17 protein-coding genes are annotated in these 24,439 nt (G+C 63.3%); 14 read left to right on the forward strand and 3 right to left on the reverse strand.

Going from position 1 to position 24,439, the window contains the following annotated elements; translation table 11 throughout:
* The first annotated feature begins 210 nt into the window (after positions 1-210).
* The 7 genes from EGM71_RS05275 to EGM71_RS05305 all read left to right on the forward strand — a co-directional run bounded on the left by EGM71_RS05275 (position 211) and on the right by EGM71_RS05305 (position 8,572).
* Positions 211-2,403: a Six-hairpin glycosidase-like protein gene (locus tag EGM71_RS05275; protein ID WP_188488232.1), complete on the forward strand. Its 2,193-nt coding sequence runs from the start codon at positions 211-213 to the stop codon at positions 2,401-2,403.
* The gene (locus tag EGM71_RS05280; protein WP_188488234.1) at positions 2,400-3,887 is read left to right on the forward strand and encodes an MFS transporter; all 1,488 of its coding nucleotides are present in this window, start codon (positions 2,400-2,402) and stop codon (positions 3,885-3,887) included. The genes EGM71_RS05275 and EGM71_RS05280 overlap by 4 nt, the downstream gene beginning before the upstream one ends.
* Complete coding sequence (locus EGM71_RS05285) at positions 3,887-5,602, forward strand: alpha-amylase family glycosyl hydrolase (RefSeq protein WP_188488236.1); 1,716 nt, start codon at positions 3,887-3,889, stop codon at positions 5,600-5,602. The genes EGM71_RS05280 and EGM71_RS05285 overlap by 1 nt, the downstream gene beginning before the upstream one ends.
* A gap of 141 nt (positions 5,603-5,743) precedes the next feature.
* Positions 5,744-6,130, forward strand: a complete 387-nt coding sequence (locus tag EGM71_RS05290) for an SseB family protein (RefSeq protein ID WP_188488237.1) — start codon at positions 5,744-5,746, stop codon at positions 6,128-6,130.
* Positions 6,131-6,225: 95 nt separating this feature from the next.
* Entirely contained in the window at positions 6,226-7,737 is a 1,512-nt protein-coding gene (locus EGM71_RS05295) for an amidohydrolase family protein (RefSeq protein ID WP_188488239.1), read from the forward strand.
* Between the two features lie 80 nt (positions 7,738-7,817).
* Positions 7,818-8,282 (forward strand): GNAT family N-acetyltransferase, encoded by a 465-nt coding sequence (locus tag EGM71_RS05300; protein WP_188489752.1) that lies wholly within the window; start codon positions 7,818-7,820, stop codon positions 8,280-8,282.
* On the forward strand, positions 8,279-8,572 hold the full coding sequence (locus tag EGM71_RS05305) for a hypothetical protein (protein WP_188488241.1): 294 nt from the start codon (positions 8,279-8,281) through the stop codon (positions 8,570-8,572). Before EGM71_RS05300 ends, EGM71_RS05305 begins: the two co-directional genes overlap by 4 nt.
* Before the next feature lie 93 nt (positions 8,573-8,665).
* On the opposite strand, the gene EGM71_RS05310 is transcribed toward EGM71_RS05305, so the two are convergent.
* From EGM71_RS05310 to EGM71_RS05320, 3 genes are all read right to left on the reverse strand, one after another.
* Entirely contained in the window at positions 8,666-12,250 is a 3,585-nt protein-coding gene (locus EGM71_RS05310) for an ABC transporter permease/M1 family aminopeptidase (protein ID WP_188488242.1), read from the reverse strand.
* Between the two features lie 12 nt (positions 12,251-12,262).
* Positions 12,263-13,165, reverse strand: coding sequence for an ABC transporter ATP-binding protein (locus tag EGM71_RS05315; protein ID WP_188488244.1), 903 nt, complete (start codon positions 13,163-13,165; stop codon positions 12,263-12,265).
* Positions 13,166-13,296: 131 nt separating this feature from the next.
* Complete coding sequence (locus EGM71_RS05320) at positions 13,297-14,328, reverse strand: LacI family DNA-binding transcriptional regulator (RefSeq protein ID WP_188488246.1); 1,032 nt, start codon at positions 14,326-14,328, stop codon at positions 13,297-13,299.
* A 292-nt stretch (positions 14,329-14,620) separates the two neighbouring features.
* On the opposite strand from EGM71_RS05320, the gene EGM71_RS05325 reads away from it, so the two are divergent.
* The 7 genes from EGM71_RS05325 (at position 14,621) to EGM71_RS05355 (ending at position 24,432) form a co-directional block, all read left to right on the forward strand.
* Positions 14,621-15,196 (forward strand): single-stranded DNA-binding protein, encoded by a 576-nt coding sequence (locus tag EGM71_RS05325; protein WP_188488248.1) that lies wholly within the window; start codon positions 14,621-14,623, stop codon positions 15,194-15,196.
* Positions 15,197-15,681: 485 nt separating this feature from the next.
* Positions 15,682-20,232: an RHS repeat-associated core domain-containing protein gene (locus EGM71_RS05330; RefSeq protein ID WP_188488250.1), complete on the forward strand. Its 4,551-nt coding sequence runs from the start codon at positions 15,682-15,684 to the stop codon at positions 20,230-20,232.
* Positions 20,233-20,248: 16 nt separating this feature from the next.
* Positions 20,249-20,806 (forward strand): hypothetical protein, encoded by a 558-nt coding sequence (locus EGM71_RS05335; protein WP_157355480.1) that lies wholly within the window; start codon positions 20,249-20,251, stop codon positions 20,804-20,806.
* 76 nt (positions 20,807-20,882) lie between these two features.
* Complete coding sequence (locus tag EGM71_RS05340; RefSeq protein WP_188488252.1) at positions 20,883-21,866, forward strand: RHS repeat-associated core domain-containing protein; 984 nt, start codon at positions 20,883-20,885, stop codon at positions 21,864-21,866.
* Between the two features lie 10 nt (positions 21,867-21,876).
* Positions 21,877-22,248 carry a tetratricopeptide repeat protein gene (locus EGM71_RS05345; protein ID WP_188488254.1) on the forward strand — a complete coding sequence of 124 codons (372 nt, stop codon included), beginning with the start codon at positions 21,877-21,879 and terminating at the stop codon, positions 22,246-22,248.
* A 231-nt stretch (positions 22,249-22,479) separates the two neighbouring features.
* Entirely contained in the window at positions 22,480-23,025 is a 546-nt protein-coding gene (locus tag EGM71_RS05350; protein ID WP_188488256.1) for an Imm57 family immunity protein, read from the forward strand.
* Positions 23,026-23,535: 510 nt separating this feature from the next.
* Positions 23,536-24,432, forward strand: coding sequence for a hydroxypyruvate isomerase family protein (locus EGM71_RS05355; RefSeq protein ID WP_188488257.1), 897 nt, complete (start codon positions 23,536-23,538; stop codon positions 24,430-24,432).
* Positions 24,433-24,439: the final 7 nt, after the last annotated feature.

Consider the following 24,439-nt stretch of genomic DNA (forward strand, 5'->3'; position numbering starts at 1 on the left):
CCCGGACCATAAGCCAGTGCGGCAGGCGCGCTACCGCGTGGCGCCATGAATACGTATGCAGATGGACGCAGCCGACAGCCCCGCGTCTACCATGGGGCCAAGGCACCTTGAGGGAGGGGCCGCGCCCGTCCACCGGCAATGGTGGTGCGGACCTACAACGCGTGCAGAGAGGGAGGGAGGCCGACGGGCGCAAGCCGGTCCGCCGCTTCGATGCTGAAGATCATTTGCCTGACCGCTGCCCTGGGGGCAGCGCTGGGATCGACCGCGCAGGCGGCCGACCTGCAATTCGACGGCCGCCATGCGCGTGCCGAAGCCGCTGCCAAGGGCAGCTTCGTGCTGCATGCGCCGAAAGGTGAGGTGCATATCGCGCCCATGCCGATGCGCAGCCAGACCGGCAGCGTGATGTTCGATGCCCTGTTCGCGCTGGCCCAGCAGGAAATGGACCAGGACCGCGTGGATGCAATCCGTGATCCCGCCTTCGACGAAGGCCGGCCGGTGCCGTGCGAGTGCTTCCAGACCGGTGCACGCTGGCCCTACGTGTGGACGCGTGATGTCAGCTTTGCCGCCGATCTGGCGCTCGCACGCCTGGACCCGAAGCGCACCCGGCAGTCGTTGCAGTTCAAGCTGTCGGCGGCCCGGGACGGGCACACGCCCGGCCTGTTCGTGGCGCAGGACACCGGTTCCGGTGGCAGCTGGCCGATCAGCAGCGACCGCGTGGTGTGGTTCCTGGCTGCACGTCATCTGCTGGAGGATCGCGCGTTTGCCGACCAGGTCTGGCAGGCGCTGCAGGGCACGCTGGCGCAGGACCGCGCGATGGTGTTCGACGCGCAGGTGGGCCTGTACCGTGGCGAGACCTCGTTCCTGGACTGGCGGGAGCAGACCTATCCGGACTGGACCCGCGAGGACGTGCGCTTCATCGGTGATTCCTACGCACTGTCCACCAACGTGCTGCACTACCAGGCACTGCGCCTGGCCGAACGCCTGGCCGACCAGCACGGCGACGCCCGTGCGGCCGACTACAAGGCGTGGGCCGATGCGTTGGCGAAGCAGATCGATGCACGCTTCTGGCGCGAGGATATCGGCCAGTACATGAGCTACATCGGCGAAGCCGCACACCCGGTGCCGTACGCCAAGGTCGATCTGCTTGGCCTGTCGCTGGGCATCCTCGCCGAGGTGCTGCCGCCCGAGCGCGCGCGCCGTGCACTGGCTGCCTACCCGATGGGGCCGGCCGGCAGTCCGGTGGTCTGGCCGCAGGAAGCGCAGCAGCCGATCTACCACAACCGCGCGATCTGGCCGTTTGTCAGCGCCTACTCGCTGCGTGCGGCGCGGCAGCTGGACGACGCACCGCGCATCGCCGCCGAGATCCGCTCGCTGATGCAGGGCGCCGCGCTGGCCGGTTCCAACATGGAGAACTACGAGCTGGTCAGCCAGGCCGTGCATGTCGAGGAAGGCGCACTGAGTGGCCCGGTGGTCAACTCCGAACGCCAGTTGTGGTCGGTGGCCGGCTATCTGTCGATGGTGGTCGAAGGCGTATTCGGCGTGCAGGATGATGGCCGCGTGCAGCCCAAGCTGCCGGCCGCGCTGGTGCCCGAACTGTTCGGCAGCCAGCGCAGCATCCGCCTCGACGCTGCGGGCAGGCGCTACGTGCTGGAACGCCCGAAGCAGCTGGGCGATGGATTGCTGGTAGCGGGTAAGGTGAAGACGCGTGGCGCCACCACAACCGTGCAGCTGGTCCCCGCCGCAGCGCCGCCGCGCAGCGCAGCGACGACGGCTGACGCCAATGCGCGCGCACCGGCCACGCCGGCCGCACCGCAGGTGCAGCGCAAGGGCAGGGGCTGGAATGTCATGGTCGCTGCCGACCAGGTGCTGTGGCAGGACGGTCGGGCGCTCACCATCAACAATGGTCTGGCACGCATCGGTGACGATGGCCTGCAGCATTGCCTCAGCCTGACCCGGCGCGATGGCGCATTGGAATCGCTGCACAGCCCGATGGTCTGCGTCGGTCCGCAGCAGCGGTCGAAGGGTACGCAGCGCTGGCAGTTCAGCTCGGCCAGGGCCGGGCAGGTGCGCCTGCGCCTGCAGTACCGCAATCCGAACGGGCCGATCAACACCGGCGTCACCGCCGCGGTGAAGCAGCTGGTGCTGCAGTGCCCGGGCCAGCCGTTGCAGCGGCACACCGTCACCCTGCCGCACAGCGTGGCCGTGCAGGACTCGACCTCGGCGGCATTCACGGTGCCCAAGGGCCGGTGCACGGTCATGCTTGAAGAGGGCTTCAACATGAGCGCGCTGCAGCACTTCGCGCACTACACAGGGGGCAAGGGCGGGCGCGATGGCGTGCTCAACCAGGCCCAGGTGCAGGCGCTGGTGGTGGCACCCGTGGCGGTGGCAGAGGGCGCACGATGAATCGCACGGCAAAACCGCAGCTGTCGTTCTGGCAGATCTGGAACATGTGCTTCGGCTTCCTCGGTATCCAGTTCGGATTCGCCCTGCAGAACGCCAATGCCAGCCGCATCTTCGAGACGCTGGGCGCGGACATCGACGCGGTACCGGGGCTGTGGATCGCCGCGCCGCTGACCGGCCTGCTGGTGCAGCCGGTGATCGGTTACCTGTCCGACCGCACCTGGACGCGCTGGGGGCGCCGTCGTCCATACTTCATGATCGGTGCGGTGCTGACCACACTGGCCCTGCTGGTGATGCCGAATTCACCGACGTTGTGGATCGCCGCCGGCACATTGTGGGTGCTGGATGCCTCGATCAACGTATCGATGGAGCCGTTCCGCGCCTTCGTCGGCGACCAGCTGGCACCACGCCAGCGCCCGACCGGCTATGCCATGCAGAGCTTCTTCATCGGCGTGGGTGCCATCGTCGCCAGCTTCCTGCCGTTCATCCTGGCCCACTTCGGGGTCGCCAATACGGCCGCCGCAGGTGAAGTCCCGGACACCGTGCGCTATGCGTTCTACTTCGGCGCGGTGGTGCTGCTGGCGGCGATTACCTGGACGGTGGTCAGCACCCGCGAATATTCACCGGCGGAGCTGGCCGGGTTCGACGATGCCGAGCCGCCGGCACATCACGCGGCGGCGACGATCAGCGGTCCGGCCCCCTGGGCGCAGGTGGCCATATGGCTGGGGCTGGGCGTGCTGCTGGCGCTGCTGATCGCGTGGCGGCAGGGCGACAGGATGCTGTATGTGCTGGCTGGCCTGTGTGCCGGCTACGGCCTGCTGCTGGCGCTCGCGCGCACGTTGCCGGCCACGCATATGCTGGCCGCCATCGTCGGCGACCTGCGCGCGATGCCGGTCACCATGCGGCGGCTGGCGTGGGTGCAGTTCTTCTCGTGGTTCGCGCTGTTTGCGATGTGGATCTACACCACCGCAGCAGTGGCCGGCGCCCACTTCGGTTCGACCGAACCGGAGTCGGCGGCCTACAACGAGGGTGCCAACTGGGTGGGTGTGCTGTTTGGCGCCTACAACGGCTTCGCCGCGTTGGCAGCGGTACTGATTCCGCTGATGGTGCGTGCGATCGGCCTGCGCTGGAGCCACCTGGTCAACCTGTGGCTGGGCGGTGCCGGGCTGGTCTCGCTGATGTTCATCCGCGACCCACACTGGCTGTTGCTGTCGATGGTCGGCGTCGGCTTCGCCTGGGCATCCATCCTCTCGCTGCCCTACGCACTGCTGTCCGACAGCGTGCCGGCGTCGAAAATGGGCGTGTACATGGGCATCTTCAATTTCTTCATCGTGATCCCGCAGCTGGTCGCGGCCAGCGCGCTCGGCTTCGCCCTGCGTACGTTGCTGGGTGGCCAGCCGATGCATGTACTGGTGCTGGGCGGCTGCAGCCTGTTCATCGCCGGCCTGTGCGTGCTGCGGGTTCCGTCCCGTCCGGAGGTGGTGTGATGCGTGGTGCGCTGTCTGTTGCTGTTTCCCTGGTACTGATGGCCGGCCATGCGGCGGCTGCGCCGCGCCCGGACTATGTGGGCACCACCGAGCCGTTCGCCAGCGATGCGGTGTACTTCGTGGTCACCGACCGCTTCGTCAACGGTGATCCGTCCAACGACCATCGTGACCAGGGCGGCGCGCACCGCACCTTCGACATCCCGGTGCCATGCCCGGACAAGGTGGATGGCAACATCGGCTATCTCGGTGGTGACTTCCGCGGCGTGCTCGACAATGCGCAGTACATCCGCAACCTCGGCTTCGGTGCGGTGTGGATTACCCCCATCGTCGACAACCCGGACGAGGCGTTCACCGGCAGCAAGCCGATCAGCTGCACCAGCACGCTGACCGATCGCGGCAAGACCGGCTACCACGGCTACTGGGGCATCAACTTCTACAAACTTGATGAGCACCTGCCCAGCAAGGACCTGGACTTCGCCGGGCTGACCAAGGGCCTGCACGGTGCTGGCCTGAAGGTGGTGCTGGACATCGTCGGCAACCACGGTTCGCCGGCCTGGACCATGCCGACGCGGCAGCCGCAGTTCGGGCAGATCTTCGACAAGGACGGAACGCTGATCGCTGACCACCAGAACCTGCCACCGCAGAAGCTGGATCCGAAGCACAACCCGTTGCAGGCGTTCTACAACAACATCGGCCCGGTCGACAGCAAGGACGGTTCGATCTTCGACGGCAACCTCGCCGAGCTGTCCGACTTCAACCAGGACAATCCGGCGGTGATGGACTACCTGGTGGGTGCCTACCTGCAGTGGACCGCGCAGGGCGTGGATGCCTTGCGCATCGACACCATCGGCTGGTTGCCGCACCCATGGTGGCATGCCTTCGTGAAGCGCATCCGCGCCGAGCACCCGGGCATGTTCATGTTCGGCGAAGCGTTCGATTACGATGCCGCACGCATTGCCGAGCACACCTTGCCGGCCAACGCCAACGTCAGCGTGCTCGATTTCCCATTGCGCGGCGCGCTGGAGCAGACCTTCGGCACCGCCGGCAAGGGCTTTGAAACCCTGGCCGAGCCACTGCACCTGAGCGGTGGCCCGTATGCCAACCCGTATGAGCTGATGAGCTTCTACGACAACCATGACATGCCACGACTGCAGGCCAGCGACAGTGGCTTCATCGATGCACACAACTGGCTGTTCACTGCGCGCGGCATTCCGGTGGTTTACTACGGCTCGGAGACCGGTTTCATGCGTGGCCGCGCCGAGCACGCAGGCAACCGCGCCTACTTCGGCCAGCCGCGTGTGGATGCGGCCCCGCAGAGCCCGATCTTCGCGCCGCTGCAGCGTATCGCCAGGCTGCGCGCAGCCACCCCGGCGCTGCAGCGCGGCCTGCAGGTGATCGAACGCCTGAAGGGCGATGAGGCCGTGTTCTTCCGCGTGCTGCAGCAGGGCGACGTGGCGCAGACCGCGCTGGTGCTGCTGAACAAGGGCGACAGGGCGAAGATATTCGACGTCAATCGCTATCTTCAGGCAGGCAGTTGGCGCGATGCGCTGGAGGGAGGTTCGTTGCGGGTGGACGGCTCCCTGAAGGCTGAAGTGCCCGCGCACGGAGTGAAGGTCTACGTATTGGACGCCGCCGTACAGCAGCCGGTGCTGCAGGCCGAGCTGGACAAGGCGATGGCCGACCAGAAGGCGCGGGACTTGCGTCTGGGGCGGTAGTGCCGGCCGCTGGCCGGCACCCTCGGACTCCCGGCACCTGCCTACCGCTCTGGTGGGTGCCAACCTTGGTTGGCACGCTTTTCGAGCAGTCGAGCAAGCTCGACTCTACAATGGCCTCCCCCCGCAGCCCACCGTACCGCCATGACCGACCTCGCCCCGCAGACCCCGATCGAAACCCTGCTGAAGGCGGCGATGGACGGGGCGGTGCCGATCCGCGCCTTCATGGAGGCCTTCGTCGCCTCCGAGGTGGTGCTGCTGACCGGCAGCCTGGTGACCCCCGATGGCAGTGGCTTCGACCCGCTGCTGTTCGACAAGCAGGGCACCCTGCACGTGGCCGTGTTCACCGACCCGTCGCGGGTGGGCATCCACAGCCAGCAGGCAGCGCACCAGATCCGCTGGCTGATGCTGGACGTGCTGCGCCGCGTGCCGGGTGGATACGGCGTGGTGATCAACCCGGGCACCCCGCTGGGCTTCGAGATCTCGCCCAGCGGCATTGGCGAGATCCTGAAGGACTTCGCGCAGGGCTGAATGTCCTTTCGGACGAATGTGTCCGATGCATGCACTTGCGGGGGGCGGGGCGTTTGCTAGAGTCCGCGGACCGACAGGACGCAAGGAGCAGCGCCATGGCAGCAGCGCAGGATAAGCCCGTACGTGTCGTCGATCTGCACACCCATCTGTTCAATGCGCGGCATCTGCCGCTGGAAAGCATCATCGCCGGCGCGATGGGTGCGTGGTCAAGTCCCTTGGCCCGACCTCTGGCGAAGCTGTTGTACCTGCTGACGGAAACAACGGGCGAGCAGGCGGAGTTCTCTCGGCTACAGCAGTTGCACCTGCATAGTCTTCATGACCATGGCGGGCACGAACAGATCGACTACATTGCGTCGATCTGCAACGTCGCCAGCCATGAGTTCCAGGTGGGCATTGCGGCGGGGCTGCCGGATGCCGATGGTCTGGCCGCGCTGACCGCCGACTCACCGCAAGCAGACGCCATGCGGGGCTCCGACCTGATGGCGATTCTCCGTGAGCTGGAGCAGGCCATTTCTGCAACGGGTGGGCCCGACACCGCCGCCGCGCCGTCCACCGATTCTCTCGTGCAGGAATTGATGGCGCCGGCAGGTCTGGTCGACTGGGCGCGCAGCACCGTGAAGCGCGCGCTGGAACGTTTCATGGCACTGGTGGTGCGTGATCCGACGAGTACGATCGGTAACTACGCCGAGTTCTTCTTCACTCTGCTGGGTTCAGAGGAAACGATTTTCCAGCGCTTGCAGGTGGCGTACGGTGAGTCCCTGCCCTCCATGGAGTACGCCCATCTGATGATGGACATGGAGCTGGCGTACCCGGGCGGGCCAATGGCCAACTATCACCTGCCCAAGCGCACCGGGAACATGGTGAAACTGCAGAAGAAGTTCCCGGAGCTGCATGGCTTTTTCGCATTCGATCCGCGCCGCGATGATCCGAATCCGCGCGGCTGGAAAGGGTTGCTTGAATCCGCACTCAAGGATGGATTCATTGGTTTCAAGTTCTATCCGGCGATGGGTTACAAGCCCCATGGGGACGCGGTCCATGCCCGGCGGATCAACGAGTTCTACGACTTCTGCCTGGAGCATGACACGCCGATCTTCGCGCATTGCACCCCGGTGGGGTTTCAGACCCCGCGCAAGGAGGGAGCGTTCGCGAACCCGGAATACTGGGCCGATGTGCTGAGCAGCCGCAAAGAACTGCGATTGTGCCTGGGACACGCCGGCGGGCAGCGCGCTCCCAGGGAAAGGCCGGTTTCGGCTGGCTGGGATGCCGAAGAGGTCGAGTGGAAGAAGGGCAACTATGCATGGCAGGTAGTTGACCTGTGTGTCCGATACCCCAACGTGTACTGCGAGATAGGGCATCTGGAAGGCCTGCTTGGCGGGGACATGTCGGACTTCGAGCGGAACCTGAGACGCGCCCGGGATACGCAGATGGATTACGGGTTCATGAGCAAGGTCGCTTATGGTTCCGACTGGCACATGCAGGCAATGGTCAACTCGGCCCGTAGCTACCTTGATCTGTTCCTGAAGCTGTTTGAAAAGGAGGAGTGGCGGGAGCACCGGGAGCGCTTCTTCTGGCAGAACGCCCATGCGTACATGCGGCTGCCACGATGACGGTGGTTGGTGGGGCTGATCCGGGCATGGTCGTAACGCATGGGGATGGGACTGGCAGCGGAGTGGAACAGCGGGCAATGGTGGAATTCAGAGAGCTGACAGTGGACGCACCGGAACGCCTGCAACTGGCGCAGTGGTACCACGCGCAATGGGGCCAGGACGCGGGCCTGTCGCTGGAACAGGAGCTGCAACGGCTCAATCGGCCGCAGGACGCCGAGGGTTTTCCGCACCTGATCGCCGCGTTCGATGACGGTCAGGTGGTCGGCGCAGTCCAGCTCAAGCGCCGGGAAATGCAGGCGTTCCCACAGTACGGACATTGGCTGGGCAGCGTGTTCGTGGCCGATAGTCATCGCGGGCGTGGGCTGGCTGGCACGCTGGTGGAACAGGCGGCGGCGCAGGCGGCGCGGATGGAGGTTTCCGACCTGTACCTGCAGACCGAAGCGCTGGATGGTGGCCTTTACGCCCGGCTGGGCTGGAAGCCGCTGCAGGAAGCCGACAACCGCAGTCATCGCGTACTGGTGATGGTGCGCAGGATTTCCGCATGAACACGCTCGCACCCCGCCATTCCCGCTCCGCGCTGATCTTCCTGATCGCGGCCATCGTCGTCGCGCTGGTGTCCATGCCCGTGCTGCGTGCGGTAGGCATGGTGCTGTGGCCGGTGTTCGCCATTGCCTGGCTGATCAACCTGGGCGCGGCCTGGCATCTGGGCCAGTGGGCGCGCCAGCAGGGCCGTCCGGCGTGGGCATTCGGGTTGCCGGCGGCGCTCGGCACCGTCGCCTCGATCGTGGTCTATGTGCTGCTGGCGTTGCTGGGGCCGAAAGCAGCAGCGCGCTGAACCCTGGTGGTCGCTGAAGGCACTGTGCCGAGCATGGCTAGGCACTGCAGGTTTCAGGCGGAGCGCCGACACATCGGCCGGCGCTCCGTTGCCTCACATCGTCACCTTGCGCCGGTTGTCATCGCTCACCCGGTCGATCAGCTTGTTGTACGGATCGAAGCCTGCTTCATCCGGCTTTTCATCCACCGTCACCGTGATCTTCGGCGTGGCGCTGGTGATGTGATGGCGCTGCAGGTACAGCACCTTCTGGTCGCGCTCCTTGCCCGACGGCCCGTTGGCGAACACGCCGACCTCGACCCAGTCATCCATCTTCGCGTCGCTCTCCTTGCCCTTGCCATCGGCGTACTGCTTGGCCGCGTGCAGGTCCAGGGTCACGTCGTAGCGACCGTCATCGCGCTTGCGGGCGCTGGCGGCCATCACGCGGTTGTCGTAGAAGCTGATCTTCTCGAACAGGTCGGTGACCAGCTGCTGGCGATCGGCCGGGGTCTCGGCGCGGATGTAGCCCAGCAGTTCGCGTGAGGTGGTGTACGGCGGCTGCTGGTAGCCCTTGTCCTGCAGGAAGCGCTTCAATGCCCGGTTCAGCGCCTGCTCGCCGATCTCCTCGCGCAGCCGATAGAACACCAGCGAACCCTTCTGGTAGTGGATGTACTGCTGGTTCTCCACGCGCTCCAGCGGCTGCTCCTCGATGGCCTCGCCGCCGCGGCCGGACAGGTAGCCGTCCAGCTCGCGCTTGAGGAACTGGCGCATGTGCTGGCGGCCGTACTCCTGCTCCATCACCATCAGCGCCGAGTACTGCGACAACGATTCGGACAGCACCGTCGCGCCCTGCACGTTGGCACCAATCACCTGGTGCGCCCACCACTGGTGTGCGATCTCGTGCGCGGTCACATAGAACACGTAGTCCACCTTGTCCGGGTCACGCAGGTCAGCGATGAAGCCGATGGCCTCGGAGTAGGGGATGGTGTTGGCGAACGACTGTGCGAAGCGGGCATAGCCCGGGAACTCGATGATGCGCACCTGGCGGTGCTGGTACGGCGTGAAGTTCGCCTCGTAGTACGCCAGCGACTTCTGCACCGCTTCGATCATCCGGTCCACGTTGTAGCCGTGCGCCGGATCGAAGTAGACCTCGATCGGGATGTCCCTGTACTTCGCCCTGCGCACCTCCCAGCGTGCCGACAGATACGCATAGAAGTTCAGCATCGGCCGGTCCATGGCATAGCTGAAGCAGCGTCGGCCTTTCACCGTGGTCTCCTGCTGCAGGTAGCCCGGGGCCAGCGCCACCTGGTCCGGTGCCGTGCAGACCGTGGTGCGGAAGTCGAGCCAGTCGGCATCGTTGGAGATGTAGGTGTTGGCACGTGCGGCTTCGTCTTCCAGCTTGGGCATGCGCCGAGGCTCACCCAGGTCGCGCTTGCGGCGTTCGTTGCGGTCGCTGATCTCGGCGCCCTCGTTGTAGCCGAAGGACGGCAGTACGCGGCTGTTGAAGAACGTGCCGTTGTCCACGATGTTGCTCGGTGCCTGGCCAGCGGTGAGGCCGTTGGGTTTCTGCACCACCCGGAAATGCACGTTGCGGCTTTCACCCGGTTGCAGTGGGGTGGCCAGACGGTAGATGCGGTAGCCAAGGTCGGCGTCGTACATCGACAAGGTCTGCCCGCCCAGGTCGACCGCGACCAGCTGTTTGTCGTCGCTCATCGAGACGTGCACGTCCTGGATCGGCACGGCATGCGTGTTGCGCACCGTCCAGTTCGCATCGATCACCATCGACTGCGATTCGGGGAACAGATCCACGCGATTGTCCACCGCCACGATGCGGGGCTGCGGCAGGGTGCGGTACTTCGACAGTTCGCGCTCGTAGCGGGCCTGCAGATCCAGCTGCTGGTCGGGTGAGATGAACTCGTTGCGGATGTTGGTGCTCCAGTACAGCCAGCCACCCACGCCGATGAAGGCCAGTGCCGCCAGCCCGGCGAAGGCACCGGTCGGGCCGCGCAGGCGTCGACCGGCCAGCGCCAGGCGCTGGCGCAGGCCCTGGCTGACACCCCGTACCCAGAACGCCGATGCCAGGCACATCAGTGCCAGCAGGAACAGCGCCCAGTAACCCTGGAACGCCAGCTGCCCGGTCAGGAAGTGGCCGTAGCCGTTCATGTCCGAATAGGGCGCGTTGGGCCAGCTGCCGAAGTTGTACAGGTTCTGCGTGTAGTCGAGCAGGCCCAGCACACCCTGGCCGATCATCACCACGATCAGCAGTGCGTAACCGACGAACTTGTTGTTGGTGAGTACCTGCAGCACCAGTGCCAGGCCACCCATCAGGATGTAGACCACCGAATCCAGCGCCAGGCTGCGCAGGTACAGCAGCGGCTCCAGATGCGTGTAGCCCTTGGCCAGCTGTACGCCCATCGCGGCCACTGCACCGGCCGCCTGGAAGCAGACGATCACCGCCAGTAGTGCGGTGAACTTGGCCAGCAGCGGCACCCAGTTCGGCACCGGCATGGCATCGGTCACTTCATTGATGCGCGCGCTGCGTTCCTTCCAGACCAGCTCACCAGCGAAGAACAGCACGATGATCACCAGCAGCCAGCTGAAGGCGCCCTGCAGCCCCATGATCATCTGGGACGTGACCGGCCAGATCGAGGTGCCGTACAGGGTCTGCCGGAACAGCGCGCTGGGCAGGAAGTTGGCTAGGCCCAGCACCAGCAGCACGATGAACGGCACGCTGCGCAGGACGCCGCGTGTATCGAAGCGCACCTGTCGCAGGAACTGCCGCCACGCCGTGGTGGCGGTGAATGCCGGTACCACGCGCGGCAGTGTCGCGCGGGTGGGGCGGGCGCCGGCGGCATCGGCAACCGGCAGCGCCTGCCTGCGGCCCCAGCGACGGCGGCCGCTGCCACTGCGCTCGGTGCGGAACAGCGCGAAGGTAGCGGCGAACAGCGCGGCAGCCACGCCCAACCACAGTGCGCGATTGGCCAGCAGGTAACCGGCCAACTCGGGAATCCCGCTGTTGCGTTCGGCGGTGGACCAGTAGCGGATCGTGCGGCCGAGCGCGCGCATCCCCAGCGGTTCGCTCAACACCGCGATCCACGTGTTGTCGATGTCGCGCAGCAGGGCCGCGCTGGCACCGTACAGCACCAGGTAGGCCACCAGGCCGATGTAGACCCACAGGATCGAGCGGGTCAGCGCCGCCAGCAGCGAGAGCAGCGCGGTGGTGAACAACAGGTTCGGAATGACGATGACCGCGAACGTCCACGCATAGCCCTGCCAGCTGATCGGGCCCATGCGTTCGGGATCGACCCACGGCATGAACGGCGCCAGCCACAGCCCGAACGCGATCAGGACGTAGACCAGCAGGCCTGCCGCCAGGGCGGCCGCGATGCGCCCGGCCAGGTAGTCGCGGCGTTTCACCGGGCTGGCGAAGATCAGCTCGGCGGTGCCCAGTTCGAAGTCACGCAGCAGCGCATTGCTGACGAACAGGGCAGTGACCAGCATGCCGAGCAGGGTGAAGATGCCCAGCATCTGCGCGATCACGGTGGGCGCGTTGCTGTGCACGTTGCCGCTGCCGCCACCGATCTGCACGGCGTCGCTGGAGGCCGCGGCGAAGGCGAGCAGGGCGAACAGCCCGGCCAGCAGCCACAGCAGCGGGGAACGCAGCTGCTCGCGCAGCTCGAAACGGAAGAAGTTGAGGATCATGGCGTGCTCCGCTCAGGCTGCCGCGCGGGCACGGGCCTGCAGGCGCAGGCGCTGGAAGTACACGTCCTCGAGGTCGGGAGCCACGGCCGCAAAGCCGTCACCGGGGGCGTTGGCGCTGTGCACGTGGATCACCGGACGGCCACCGACCAGGCGGGTCGACAGCACCACGTAGCGTGCTTCATGGTCGGCCAGTTCCGAAGGATCGACCTGCTTGCGCCAGACCTGGTGCTGCAGCGCGTCGATGGCCTCGGCAGGGCGGCCGGTCAGCAGCACCTGGCCCTTGTTCATGATCGCCATCGTCGGGCACAGGTCGGTCACGTCCTCGACGATGTGGGTGGACAGGATCACCGCCACGTTTTCGCCGATCGCCGCCAGCAGGTTGAGGAAGCGGTTGCGTTCCTCCGGGTCGAGGCCGGCGGTGGGTTCGTCGACGATCACCAGCCGCGGGTCACCCAGCAGCGCCTGGGCAATGCCGAAGCGCTGGCGCATGCCGCCGGAGTAGGTGCCCAGCTTGCGCTTGCGCGCGTCCCACAGGTTCACCTGCTGCAGCAGTCCATCGACCACCTCGCGGCGCTGGGCGCGCTGGGTCAGGCCTTTGAGCACCGCGAAGTGTTCCAGCAGGTCCAGCGCGCTGACTTTCGGGTACACGCCGAAATCCTGCGGCAGGTAGCCCAGCCGGCGGCGCACGGCGTCCTTGTCGCGCAGCACGTCGATCGGCGCCTCACCCGGAATGCTGAGGGTGGCCGTGCCACTGTCGGCCTCCTGCAGGGTGGACAGCGTGCGCATCAACGAGGACTTGCCGGCGCCGTTCGGGCCGAGCAGGCCGAACATGCCGCGCGGGATGTCCAGGGTGACGTTGTTGAGGGCATGCACGCCGTTGGCGTACGTCTTGGACAGCGAATCGATCTTCAGCATGCGACGTACACCTTTCCCTGGGCAATGTCTGCGCGTTATCCGCGCAACCGCGTCCGTGCGCATCCGCCGTTGGTCATGGGGGGAGAATCCCGCCGTCGTGCGTTGGGGTGTGGCCGGAGGTCTGGCGGCACCTACCGGCGCAGCGACGATTCCCGCACCACCAGCTTCACCGGGATGCTCTGGCTGTCCACCGGCTGCCGCCCGATCAGTGCCAGCAGGCGCTCCACCAGCAGTTGGCCGGCCTGCTTGGTGTCCTGCTGCACGGTGGTCAGCGCCGGGGACACCGAAGCCGCCAGCGGGATGTCGTCGAAGCCGGTTACTGCCACGTCCTCCGGCACCCGCAGCCCGGCCTCGCGCAGGGCGCGCATCGCGCCGATGGCAATCAGGTCGCTGGCCGCGCAGATCGCATCGATCGGTTCGCCGCGCGCCAGCAGCGCCTGGCAGGCCTCCTGGCCGGAGGCTTCAGTGGTGATCGCATCGTGCTGCAGCGCCGGCTTCGCCGCCAGGCCGTGTTCCTGCAGGGCCGCCACATGGCCGCGGTAGCGTTCCTGGAATTCGGGGTAGTGGCTGGACGCATGGCCGAGGAAGGCGATGCGGCGGCAGCCCTGCTGCAGCAGGTGGGTGGTGATGTCGTGCCCGCCCTGGAAGTTGTCGCTGCCGATCGACACGCCGGGCTGGCCGGGCAGGGCGGCGCCCCAGCGCACGAAATGTGTGCCCTGTTCGACCAGCCGCTGCAGGCGGTCGCGCGATTCGTGGTAGTCACCGTAGCCGAGCAGGATGATGCCGTCGGCCTTGTTGCTGTCCTCGTAGTCGGCCTGCCAGTCGGTGGACAGCTGCTGGAACGAGACCAGCAGGTCCTGCCCGTGCAGGGCGCAGGCACGGGTGATCGAGCCCAGCATCGAGTGGAAGAACGGGTTGATCAGCGAGTCGTCGTTGGTTGGGTCCTCGAAGAACAGCAGGGCCAGCGTGCCGGCGTTGCGCAGGCGCAGGCTGGAGGCGTTCTTGTCGACCTTGTAGTTCAGCTCGCGGGCGATGCGCAGGATGCGCTCGCGGGTCTCGGCGTTGACCATCGGGCTGCCACGCAGGGCCCGCGACACGGTCGGCTGGGAGACCCCGGCCAGGTGGGCGATGTCCAGGGAGGTGGCTTTGCCTTTGATCGTCATGTGTGGGCGGAGCGGGCAGGTGGGAGGTGCCCGGGCATGATGCCATGCGCAGACGCGAATGCCCCTCTTAACGTCGGCCTGGGCACAGGTAAGTCATTGCCGGACAAGGAAATCAGCGTGATCCTTCGGTGCGGTCGGGGTCTCCTGACCGGGCGGATGGCGGCGGCAATGGTAAGATGCGTCGTTCTCGCATTCCCCCAAATTTCAACAGGGGCGGCCCAGCGTACTGCACCCCCGGCCGGGGCTGTGCTATCACTGGCGGTCTGCCCCTGGACAACGGACGAAGGTACCTATGGCGCGCGGCATCAACAAAGTCATCCTGGTCGGCAATCTCGGCAACGACCCGGACGTGAAGTACACCCAGGGCGGCATGGCGATCACCCGCATCAGCCTGGCCACCACCAGCGTCCGCAAGGACAAGGATGGCAACCAGCAGGAGCGCACCGAATGGCACCGCGTGGTGTTCTTCGGCAAGCTCGGCGAGATCGCCGGCGAGTACCTGCGCAAGGGCAGCTCGGTCTACGTCGAAGGCAGTCTGCGCTACGACAAGTACACCGGCCAGGACGGCGTGGAGAAGTACTCCACCGACATCATTGCCGATGAAATGCAGATGCTGGGCGGCCGCGGTGAAGGCGGCGGCGGTGGCGGCGGTGGTGGCAACTACGGCGGCGATCGTCCGCAGCGCCAGCAGGCGCCGCGCCAGGAGTACGGCGGCGGCGGTGGCCAGCGTGGCGGCCAGGGTGGTGGCTATGGCAACCAGGGCGGCAACCAGGGCGGCGGTTACGGCAACCAGAGTGGCAACCAGCGCCCGCAGCCGCAGCAGGCGCCGCCGATGGACGACTTCGCTGACGACGATATTCCGTTCTGATTCCTACTTGACGATTTTAGTGTTGATAGAGGCCCTCATCTTTATGGATGGGGGCCTTTTTTGTTTGGCAGAATACGGCCGTGATCTAACCTTCTACCTACAGCAAGGTGTTGATGGATGACTGGCGACACACCTGAGCGAATCAGAATGGAGAGCGACCCGGTAAAACCGTCTGCTCGAGCCCATCGCCGGTGCATGGTTTCGGCGGGTCTTGATTACGGCGTGAAGGACAGGCATAAGCCTAGTGAGCTGGCGCGGGGCTGTCGCACACCCTACGAACACGGTTACCGCGGGCCTATGCTCAATTGCGATGTGCTTCCCCAAAGCTTGTCTTGCCGCACAAAATCTGTCATTAGCTTGCTCTAGGATTTGCCGATCCCCAGAGAGGTCGGGGGAAAGATGTTCGTTCCGCGCATTAAGGACTGATGTCGGATGGAATCCTTTGGCCGGACTTGCCAATTGTCTTTCACATGGAGCGTGTACCAATGGCATTTGCAATGCCCCTGCGCAGTTACAAGGCTGCCGCGATCCTATCTTTCTGCTTGGCATTGGGCGGCCTATCGACTGCAAGTGCAGCCACCTACTACGGCCCTCCCTACACGGTCCAGTCGTTTCGCGGGGTTGGTTCGTTTGAGAGCATAGGTGCGGCGGTCAACTTCTTGGTTGGGAAGATCCAAGCCCCTTGCCAACAGGACCCCAAGTGCACCAAGCCGCCCGTTGTCACGGTGCGATACGGCACCGACGGCTGGGCTGCGACGATCTACGTTAATGGAAGTGTTAGTGACAACGTTTTTGCTTCCGAGATATTGATTGGACAGCCCCAGAAGAATTTCGGCGGTTGCCAGAAGCGTTGTTCGGCCGGGCTCGGCTCCGCTACCGATGGAACTGGGGCTCGAGGTGCTGCTGATAGTGCTTCAAAGGCCAATGCCCGTGATCCAGGAAGCCCGTTTGAGGGTGACCCGATCAATACCTCCACTGGTAACTTCTATCGGCAGGAAACGGACTTCGAGTCTCCTTCAGGCCTGATGTTCCGGCGGTTCTACAACAGTTCTGCTCGTGCCCCGGGTTCTTCTTTGGGTCGTCAGTGGCGCCATCTTTTTGATCGGCGACTTGAAGTGCTTGCGCCCACCACGGGAGCGGCCGGAGACCGCACGTTCATTCGTGCCATTCGGCCGGATGGCAGTTCAGAGCTGTTCACTCGAACCCCAAGCGGCTGGATCGTCGATGCCGATGTCGCAGACGTGCTCGTCGATCGAGAGGCGGGCACCGGCTATGCATTGCAGTTGGCGGCCAACCGCCAAACCGAAGTCTACGATGCAACAGGCTTGCTGAAGGAGGTCTATGACTCTGCAGGCAGGAAGCTTCTGTCCTTGCAGTATTCAGACGCAACCACGCCGGCAGATGTGGCGCCAGTCGCTGGGCTCCTGTTGACCGTTGGCGACGTCAGCGGGCGCACCTTGAGCTTCAAGTATGATGCCTCATCGCGATTGACCACGATGATGTTGCCAGACGGTGCATCGCAAACGTTTGGCTACAACCCCGCAGGACAGCTTGCATCGGTGATCTATCCGGATACCACAAGCAAGGGCTACATCTACAACGAAACAGCAAACAGTCCCACTGTCGCAGGGACGTCTTTCCTCACAGGGATTGTGGATGAGAAAGGCATCCGTTACGAGACCATTAAATTCGACTACGCTCATCGCGCTTATCACGCTGAGTTCGCTGGCGGAGTTGATACCACAACTCTGGACTACGCCGCTTCCACCTGGAAGGGAACGCTGCCGGTAACCGTCAAGGGGCCACTCGGAGCCACTTCCAAGTTGGGCTTCGTGGATACAGGAAAGGGGCGTCTGATGCCCGCGGGTGGTTCGGCCGCCTGTGGTGACCAATGCAACCAACCCTACAAGGCCATGACCTATGACGTGAACGGCTACCCGGCGTCGGTCACGGACTTCAAGGGAATCACTACAAGGACCACTTACACGGCTGACGGGCTGCTGGCCGAACAGGTTGACGCCGTCGACACCCCGCAGCAGCGCACCACCACGACCACGTGGGATAGCGCACTGCGTTTGCCCCTGAGCCGGGTGGTAAAGAACTCTGCGGGCGTGGCCGTTTCCAGCAGTTCATGGAAGTACAACGCGTTGGGCCTGGAGGTCGCGCGGTGCGAGGTGGATCCTGCCAATTCGGCTGTGGTCGGGTATGCGTGCGGAACTGCAACCAATGCACCCGCTGGGGTTCGTCAATGGACCACCGCCTACTGCTCGGCGGTGGATGCCACCCAATGCCCGCAAGTCGGTCTTGTCCTTGCCGAAGACGGGCCGCGGTCCGATGTTCAGGACGTTACCAGGTACAGCTACTACCTCACGGCGGATGAGTCGGGTTGCGGCGTTCTCGGGGGCTCCTGCCACCGTGCTGGTGACCTTCAGTCCGAGACCAATGCTCTCGGTCAAGTGACGACACGGCTGGCCTACGACCGAAATGGACGTGTCAGGCGCCTTCGAGACGCGACCGGCACGATCCATGATTTTGGCTATTCCACTCGAGGCAAGCTCACTTCGATAACCGAGCGGAACAGCATGGACGGAGCTGCGTCTACCAACGATCGCGTGACCTCCCTTTCCTATGATGCGACAGGCAATGTCGCCTCGATTGTTGACCCCGATGGAGTCTCCCTCAGCTACGCCTACGATGATGCGCACCGTCTCGTCCAGATCAATGACGGGCCCGGGAACAACATTCGCTACACCCTCGATGTGGCAGGCAATCGCACCAAAGAGGAGGTGTTCGACGCAGGTGGTGTACTGAAGCGTTCGCTCTCTCGCGTTTACAACAAGTTGGGGCAACTGGTGTCCCAGAAGACGGCAGCGGGGAATTCAACCGACTTTACTTATGACCTGACGAACAACGTCCAGCTCATCACCGATGCCCTGAAACGCAAGACGCAGTTTGAGTACGATGCCCTTGGCCAGCTAAGTCGGACGTTGCAGGATGTCGGCGGATTGGCCGTTCAGACCCGATATGAGTATGACGCCGAAGGCCGGACAAGCAGCGTCATTGATCCAAAGGGGCTCGCGACGACCTATCACTACTCCGGTCTCGGTGATCTCATCTCCCAGCAAAGTCCTGACACTGGACTGACCCTTGGTACGTACAACAGTGCAGGGCAGCCTGCCAGTCGTGTCGATGCGAATGGGAAGACGGTCGCCTATGGCTTTGATGCCTTGGGGCGCGTCACACGCAAGGTCTATGGCGACCAGGAGATTGTGGCCACTTACTCCTACGACATCGCGGACAGTGTATGTAATGCGAACGAGAGCTTCGCATCAGGTCGTTTGGCCGCACGTCAGGACCAAAGCGGCATGACGAAGTACTGCTACGACCAAGCGGGTAACGTAACCAGAAAGGTCCAGGCTTTGGAAGGCAAGGTGCTATCCGTTCAATACAGCTACACCAAAGCAGGCCGTCTGAGTGGGCTTACTTATCCTGATGGAAGTCGCGTCGACTACGTGCGTGACACTACAGGCTCTGTCATTGAGGTCGGGGTTACCCGCCCTGGAGCTTCGCGCCAGATCCTTGTCTCTGGAGCGAAGCGCTATCCGTTTGGTCCCTCCGCTGGCTGGGTCTACGGCAATGGCCGCACCTTGCTGCGAGAGTTGGACCAGGACTATCGTCCCCTTGGGTTGCGCGGAAGCGGGGTAGGTGGACTCAGTGTTGGCTATACGTTCAATACCGCTGGAGATCTCATCGCCTTGAGCGGCTCTGCGACCGGGGAGCCGTCCATTGCGCTTGCTTACGACTCGTTGGGACGCCTCACGGCGTTCACGGATGCGGCCACAGGGGTCACTATCGAGAGCTATGCGTACGACGCAACGGGCAATCGCCTCTCGGCAAAGGTCAATGGCTTGGAGCAGACCTACGTTTACCCGGCAGAGAGCCATCGTCTGCAAAGCATTTCCGGTGCGGCACGGAGCTATGATTCTGTGGGGAACATGGTGTCGAATGCCGGAAATGGAAGAGACTATTCCTACAGCGCAGCGAACCGCATGAGCATCGTGCGTCTGAACGGAGTGCCCGCTGCAGAGTATCGTTACAACGAGCTGGGGCAGCAAAGCCGCCGGGTCGCGGGAGGGGAAGTCAGCCATTCCCTCTATGACGAACAAGGGCGATGGCTTGGTGACTACGGCTTGGACACCGGTAGCGTTCAGCAGCTGATTTGGCTCGATGACCTGCCGGTAGGTGTAATGAAGGGGGATGCCCTTTTCTATGTTCAGGCGGATCATCTGGGGGCACCTCGAGTGATCATCGATCCTGTGCGAGACGCCGTTGTCTGGACCTGGGACTTGAAGAGCGAGGCGTTTGGCTCAACTTTGCCGAATGAAGATCCCGATCTGGACGGGGCCAACTTCGAGTTCAGTCTCCGCCTCCCTGGTCAAAGGTACGATGCGATTTCTGCTCTGAGTCAGAACATGCATCGTGATTATGATCCGGCTGCTGGACGGTATGTGCAGAGCGATCCAATCGGACTGGCGGCAGGGGTTTCAACGTACGCCTACGTCAATGGGAATCCCATGTCGGGTGTTGACCCCGATGGGCTGGACTCTATCGTGACGTATCAGAATCTTGGTGTTACCACATACTATGATGATGGCGGCAATGTTGTTAGATCCTGGCAGTCGCTAAGCGCCGTCGCAGGCAATGCGCTTCCCGGTGCGGCTGGTCCCTACCAGTCTGCAAATGTCTATCCCATAAGGGGGCCCTACAAGATGAACGACAGGGCTTATGGCCCCAACGACATTCTGAAGACCGATGACCCGCGTGGCAGGTGGATCCATGGTGGTGGGTCAAGGCTCCGCAATCCGCTGGCGCCGAGGCAGGGCTGGACCCCGGCTGTGGGGTGCACCAGGATGCAGAACGAAGACATCCAGGAACTGGTTGATATGGTTCGCGAGGCAAAGGCTCGCAATCCTTCAAAACCGATCTCCTATCAGCGGATGAACTACGAACGCCCGGTGATCATCCCATTCTTCTGAGCATTCAGAGATCATTATGAAGACAAGCAAAGTCGCCTTGGTTGGACTTGGATTGCTGGCCGCGGCCGCGTACTCTGCGGCGGGAACGGCTGGAGTAGACTACGTATCAAAGGTGTTCCGCGACGGCGCATACCTTCCTCATGCCTACAGCGAACGTGAGGTCCTTCGCCGGTATGGAGAGGGCGACAAGGTCGTAGATGCCGTGGGTCTAATTCGGCGTGTATACCGGGATCCAGCCACACAGCTGGAGGTGATAGTTAGCTCCAATCCTGACGTTGAGCCGAAGTTCCGAACAATCGATGAGATTCGCGTCTCATCGATCGCGGCCGATCGTCCTTCCTCGGCTCGTGTCGAGAGTCTGAAGGGCCTGAGGCTGAAGGGGGTTGCGATCGGTGATCCGGCGTCCAAGGCGGTCAGTGCTGCGCGTAGATACGGCTCGATGGACACTGCGCGAGCGAAGCTGGGTTCCTTCGACGTTGAGCGCGTCTGCGCCTTCTCGGAAGGTGGATCTAACATATGTTTCTTCACCCGAGATGAGAAAGTCGTTTCAATGGCCGTGGGGTTCGGCCCTTGAGCGATTAGGCCCGGAGGCTCGTTCCACCGCCTGGAACATTGCCCGAGGGTGACAGCGCGAGTTTGCTTACAACGCAATGGGGCGCCTGAGTGCGGTGAAGCGAAACGGCACGGTTGCTGCGGAATACCATTACAACGATCTTGGCCAGCAGAGAGCCCGTAAGGCCGGAGGTGCCTCAGCACTGAGTCTCTACGATGAGCGCGGGCAATGGCTGGGGGAGTACGACCAGGCGGGTATTGCACGTCAGCAGGTGATCTGGTTGGACAAATTGCCTGTCGGATTGCTGAAGGGTAGCGCCCTCTACTACGTCCAGCCGGATCATCTGGGTACCGCTCGTATTGTCATTGACTCAGCCCGTGACGTGGCGGTTTGGAGTGGGGATCTGAAGGGGGAAGTGGTCGGTGCGACGGCACCAAACGAGGATCCGGACCAGGACGGCACGCTTTTTGAGTTCGCGATGCGCTTCCCTGGGCAGCGATACGACCCTGAAAGCGGCCTTCACTACAACGTTCAGCGTGAATACGATCCCGCCAGTGGCCGCTTCGTGACGTCAGACCCGCTCGGATTGCAGGGGGGAATCAGCACCTATGGCTACGTGAAGGGCAACCCGCTCGCATCGGTTGACCCCGATGGGATGCAGGCCATTCCTTTGCTGCCCCCGCCCCCCGTGGTCACGGGCGCCCCGGGTGCCGTTGGGGCGCACAATGGGACAGACCTCAGCAATCCGAACGGCAACTGGGATTTTGGTCCAAAGATCAACAGCGATAGCCTTAGGAATGCCCTTAAGGCGGGTGAGATGTTGGGAGTCGGGCCGAACGGTATTCTGAATCCGCATAGCCCAGCGTCGCAGATGGCTGTTGCATTGATCAAATCTGCGTGTGCCGACGGGGATGACGACGACTTCGTTGCTGACCGCCAAAGCCGTATCCAAGGCTGTAAGACTACCTGCACGCGCGCTGGTGGAGACTTCAGACAGCCTGGGGTGTGGGGGGCTTCTTCGTTGCATGACCGGCTGCGTCCCGCACCGCTGTCAAGACTTGATCAAGGAGAGCGATATTAGGAGTGCCAAGTTGCTGCTGGAGTCGGGCGACGTGGATGGTGCTCGTCAGCAACTGTTGGAGATCGTTGAACGTGATTCCTCTTCCGAGCGCGCTTGGCTATTGTTGGTCGGCCTCGGTTTTCGAACAAATGACGCGAATCTATCGCTGCAAGCCTTGCGCCAGCTTGAAAAAACCCGAACGCGTGACGCGTTCGTTGTTTCTGGGTTGGTGGACTGTTTGATTCAGCTGGAGCGCTATGGCGAGGCGAAGGAGGTCATTCGCGCATTCTCGGATGCAGCCGTTCCTGGAACTCCTGCTCACGATACCGTGCTGCAAGAACATCGCAGAGCACTTCAGTTCATCAACGATAGACTTGAGGCTGCAGGTGACGAAGACGAATAGCTGAAGCGTTCGCTAATCGCGAAGCCTTGGATTGATCGATTACTTTCGCTCGACGTCACGAGCTCTACGCCTTGGTTAGGTTGCTCTCCGAGCCGTGCCTGGCTGGCAGCGTTGTCCTCGATGAGTTTCTCAAGCTTTTGCGCGAGAGTGCTGTTCTTGATTCGCCCCCGAGCAGGCGTGGAGAATTAATATGTGTCAGCTTGCGCGCTTTCCGACATTTCTGGTGAGTCTATGAAAACCACCGCACTGATTTCGTGCTTCGTCTTTTGTGCTCAATTTGGGTCCTCGCTAGCCGCCCGTCCGCTGTCAGAGAGACTCGCGGCGGACATTGAGATGGCCGAACACTCTATTCTTGCCTCGCTGGTGGTGCACAAAAGTTCCGAGAGCAAGTCACTGTGCTCTCAGACGCCATATGCTTGTGTTGGAGCAGACGGTGCTGAGCTTGGTCTCGCCTTGATAGGGGGCAGCAGGAGCGCTGCCGCTCCTCGGCACTTGGTTGGGCTGTCGCGATTCCGTATGGATGGAGCGCTTTCAGAGGACTACAAGTGCTACCTCGCTGCGCAGGGCAATTCAGTGGTTCAGGCCGCGTCGAAGCTGGATGCCAAGAAGCTGGCAGGGCAATGCATGTCCGAATTTGCTGCTTTCAAGCGTCGGGCCGGCCCTGCAAAGTTCGACGTGGCGCCCGAGAACATTTGCAGCTCAGTGGCGGACATCCAGGGTTCCCTGCGTGAAGTTGTCCTACTAGCCAATGCAGGTGGTGACTGTGACGGTGTCTGAGGCTGTCGTCGGAAAAAGCTGATGCATACCCGATTCGCGAAGCCTTGGCTTGGTCGACTACTATCGCTCGACGTCGCGAGCTATACAGTTCTGCAGTTCGCTGGCTCCGAGGCAGGATGGACCCCGGCGGTGGGGTTCAGCCGGATGCAGAACGAAGGCATCCAGGAACTGGTTGATATGGTTCGTGAGCCTACGAACGCCTGGTGATCATTCAATGCTTCTGAGAATAGGGCCAACGCATTGGCTCCGGGCGTCGAAGGTCTACTGATTCTGCTCGCTCGCTTGAGCAAAAAGCCAGTAGATCTCATCTCAGGCCACTGATTTGGTTAGAAAAGGAAGCCCCGCCGATGCGGGGCTTTTCTTTCTGCGCGATGTCGTTGGCATTGTGCTTCGCAGCATCAGTTTTCGTGCACCGCAACTTGCAAACAGGCAATTTCCTCCCCTATGGTGCAATCGATTGCATTGCTGTGAATCGTTGCGTTTGATACCGGTTGGGAGGCCGGCAGGTGGATGTCCATCCATTCGATCAGACCGGCCCCGGCGATAGGGCTCACGCGGCGCGATGCGTTGCGCCTTGCGGTTGCTGGCGGCATTGGCCTGGGGGCGGCAGGCGTGCTCCCCGCATTCGCCGCCACGGCGCAACTCAAGGGCAACCTGAAGCACTCCGTGGCCCGCTGGACCTTCCCGCAGCTGTCGGTCGCCCAGCTCTGCGCGACGGTGAAGGACATCGGTTTTGCCGCCATCGATCTGGTCGGCCCGGAAGACTGGCCGACGCTGAAGGCCAATGGCGTCTACAGCTCGATGTGCAATGGCGCGGAGCTGGGCCTGACCAAGGGCTTTGCCGGCCGCGAATTCCACGACCAGCTGGTGGAGCGCTACACGCGGCACATCGACCTGGTCGCCGATGCCGGTTACCGCAACCTCATCTGCTTCTCCGGCAATCGCAACGGCATGGACCCGAAGGAAGGTCTGGCCAATGCCGAGGCCGGCCTCAAGCGCATCCTCGGGCATGCCGAAAAGCGCGGTGTGGTGCTGGTGATGGAGCTGTTGAACTCCAGGGTCGATCATCGCGACTACCTGTGCGACCACTCCGCATGGGGTGTGGAGCTGTGCCAGCGGCTCGGCTCGGACAACTTCGGCCTGCTCTACGACATCTACCACATGCAGATCATGGAGGGCGACATCATCGCCACCATCGGCAAGTATCACGCCTGCTTCAAGCATTACCACACCGCGGGCGTGCCGGGCAGGAACGAGATTGGAGACCAGCAGGAGCTCCACTATCCGGCCATCTGTCGCGCGATCCGCGACACCGGTTTCAAGGGGTATCTGGCGCAGGAATTCATGCCTGCAGCGCCCGATCCCGTTGCCTCATTGCGCGAGGCGATCCGCCTCTGCGACGTCTGAAACGATA

Origin of the sequence: Stenotrophomonas maltophilia, assembly GCF_006970445.1 — a bacterium.
GTDB classification, from domain to species: domain Bacteria; phylum Pseudomonadota; class Gammaproteobacteria; order Xanthomonadales; family Xanthomonadaceae; genus Stenotrophomonas; species Stenotrophomonas maltophilia_AU.

Bases quoted from the DNA above. Each gene is read 5' to 3' on its own strand.
- EGM71_RS05275 (WP_188488232.1), top strand. From the start codon at position 211: ATGCTGAAGATCATTTGCCTGACCGCTGCCCTGGGGGCAGCGCTGGGA.
- EGM71_RS05280 (WP_188488234.1), top strand. From the start codon at position 2,400: ATGAATCGCACGGCAAAACCGCAGCTGTCGTTCTGGCAGATCTGGAAC.
- EGM71_RS05285 (WP_188488236.1), top strand. From the start codon at position 3,887: ATGCGTGGTGCGCTGTCTGTTGCTGTTTCCCTGGTACTGATGGCCGGC.
- EGM71_RS05290 (WP_188488237.1), top strand. From the start codon at position 5,744: ATGACCGACCTCGCCCCGCAGACCCCGATCGAAACCCTGCTGAAGGCG.
- EGM71_RS05295 (WP_188488239.1), top strand. From the start codon at position 6,226: ATGGCAGCAGCGCAGGATAAGCCCGTACGTGTCGTCGATCTGCACACC.
- EGM71_RS05305 (WP_188488241.1), top strand. From the start codon at position 8,279: ATGAACACGCTCGCACCCCGCCATTCCCGCTCCGCGCTGATCTTCCTG.
- EGM71_RS05310 (WP_188488242.1), bottom strand. From the start codon at position 12,250: ATGATCCTCAACTTCTTCCGTTTCGAGCTGCGCGAGCAGCTGCGTTCC.
- EGM71_RS05315 (WP_188488244.1), bottom strand. From the start codon at position 13,165: ATGCTGAAGATCGATTCGCTGTCCAAGACGTACGCCAACGGCGTGCAT.
- EGM71_RS05320 (WP_188488246.1), bottom strand. From the start codon at position 14,328: ATGACGATCAAAGGCAAAGCCACCTCCCTGGACATCGCCCACCTGGCC.
- EGM71_RS05325 (WP_188488248.1), top strand. From the start codon at position 14,621: ATGGCGCGCGGCATCAACAAAGTCATCCTGGTCGGCAATCTCGGCAAC.
- EGM71_RS05330 (WP_188488250.1), top strand. From the start codon at position 15,682: ATGGCATTTGCAATGCCCCTGCGCAGTTACAAGGCTGCCGCGATCCTA.
- EGM71_RS05335 (WP_157355480.1), top strand. From the start codon at position 20,249: ATGAAGACAAGCAAAGTCGCCTTGGTTGGACTTGGATTGCTGGCCGCG.
- EGM71_RS05340 (WP_188488252.1), top strand. From the start codon at position 20,883: ATGGGGCGCCTGAGTGCGGTGAAGCGAAACGGCACGGTTGCTGCGGAA.
- EGM71_RS05350 (WP_188488256.1), top strand. From the start codon at position 22,480: ATGAAAACCACCGCACTGATTTCGTGCTTCGTCTTTTGTGCTCAATTT.
- EGM71_RS05355 (WP_188488257.1), top strand. From the start codon at position 23,536: ATGTCCATCCATTCGATCAGACCGGCCCCGGCGATAGGGCTCACGCGG.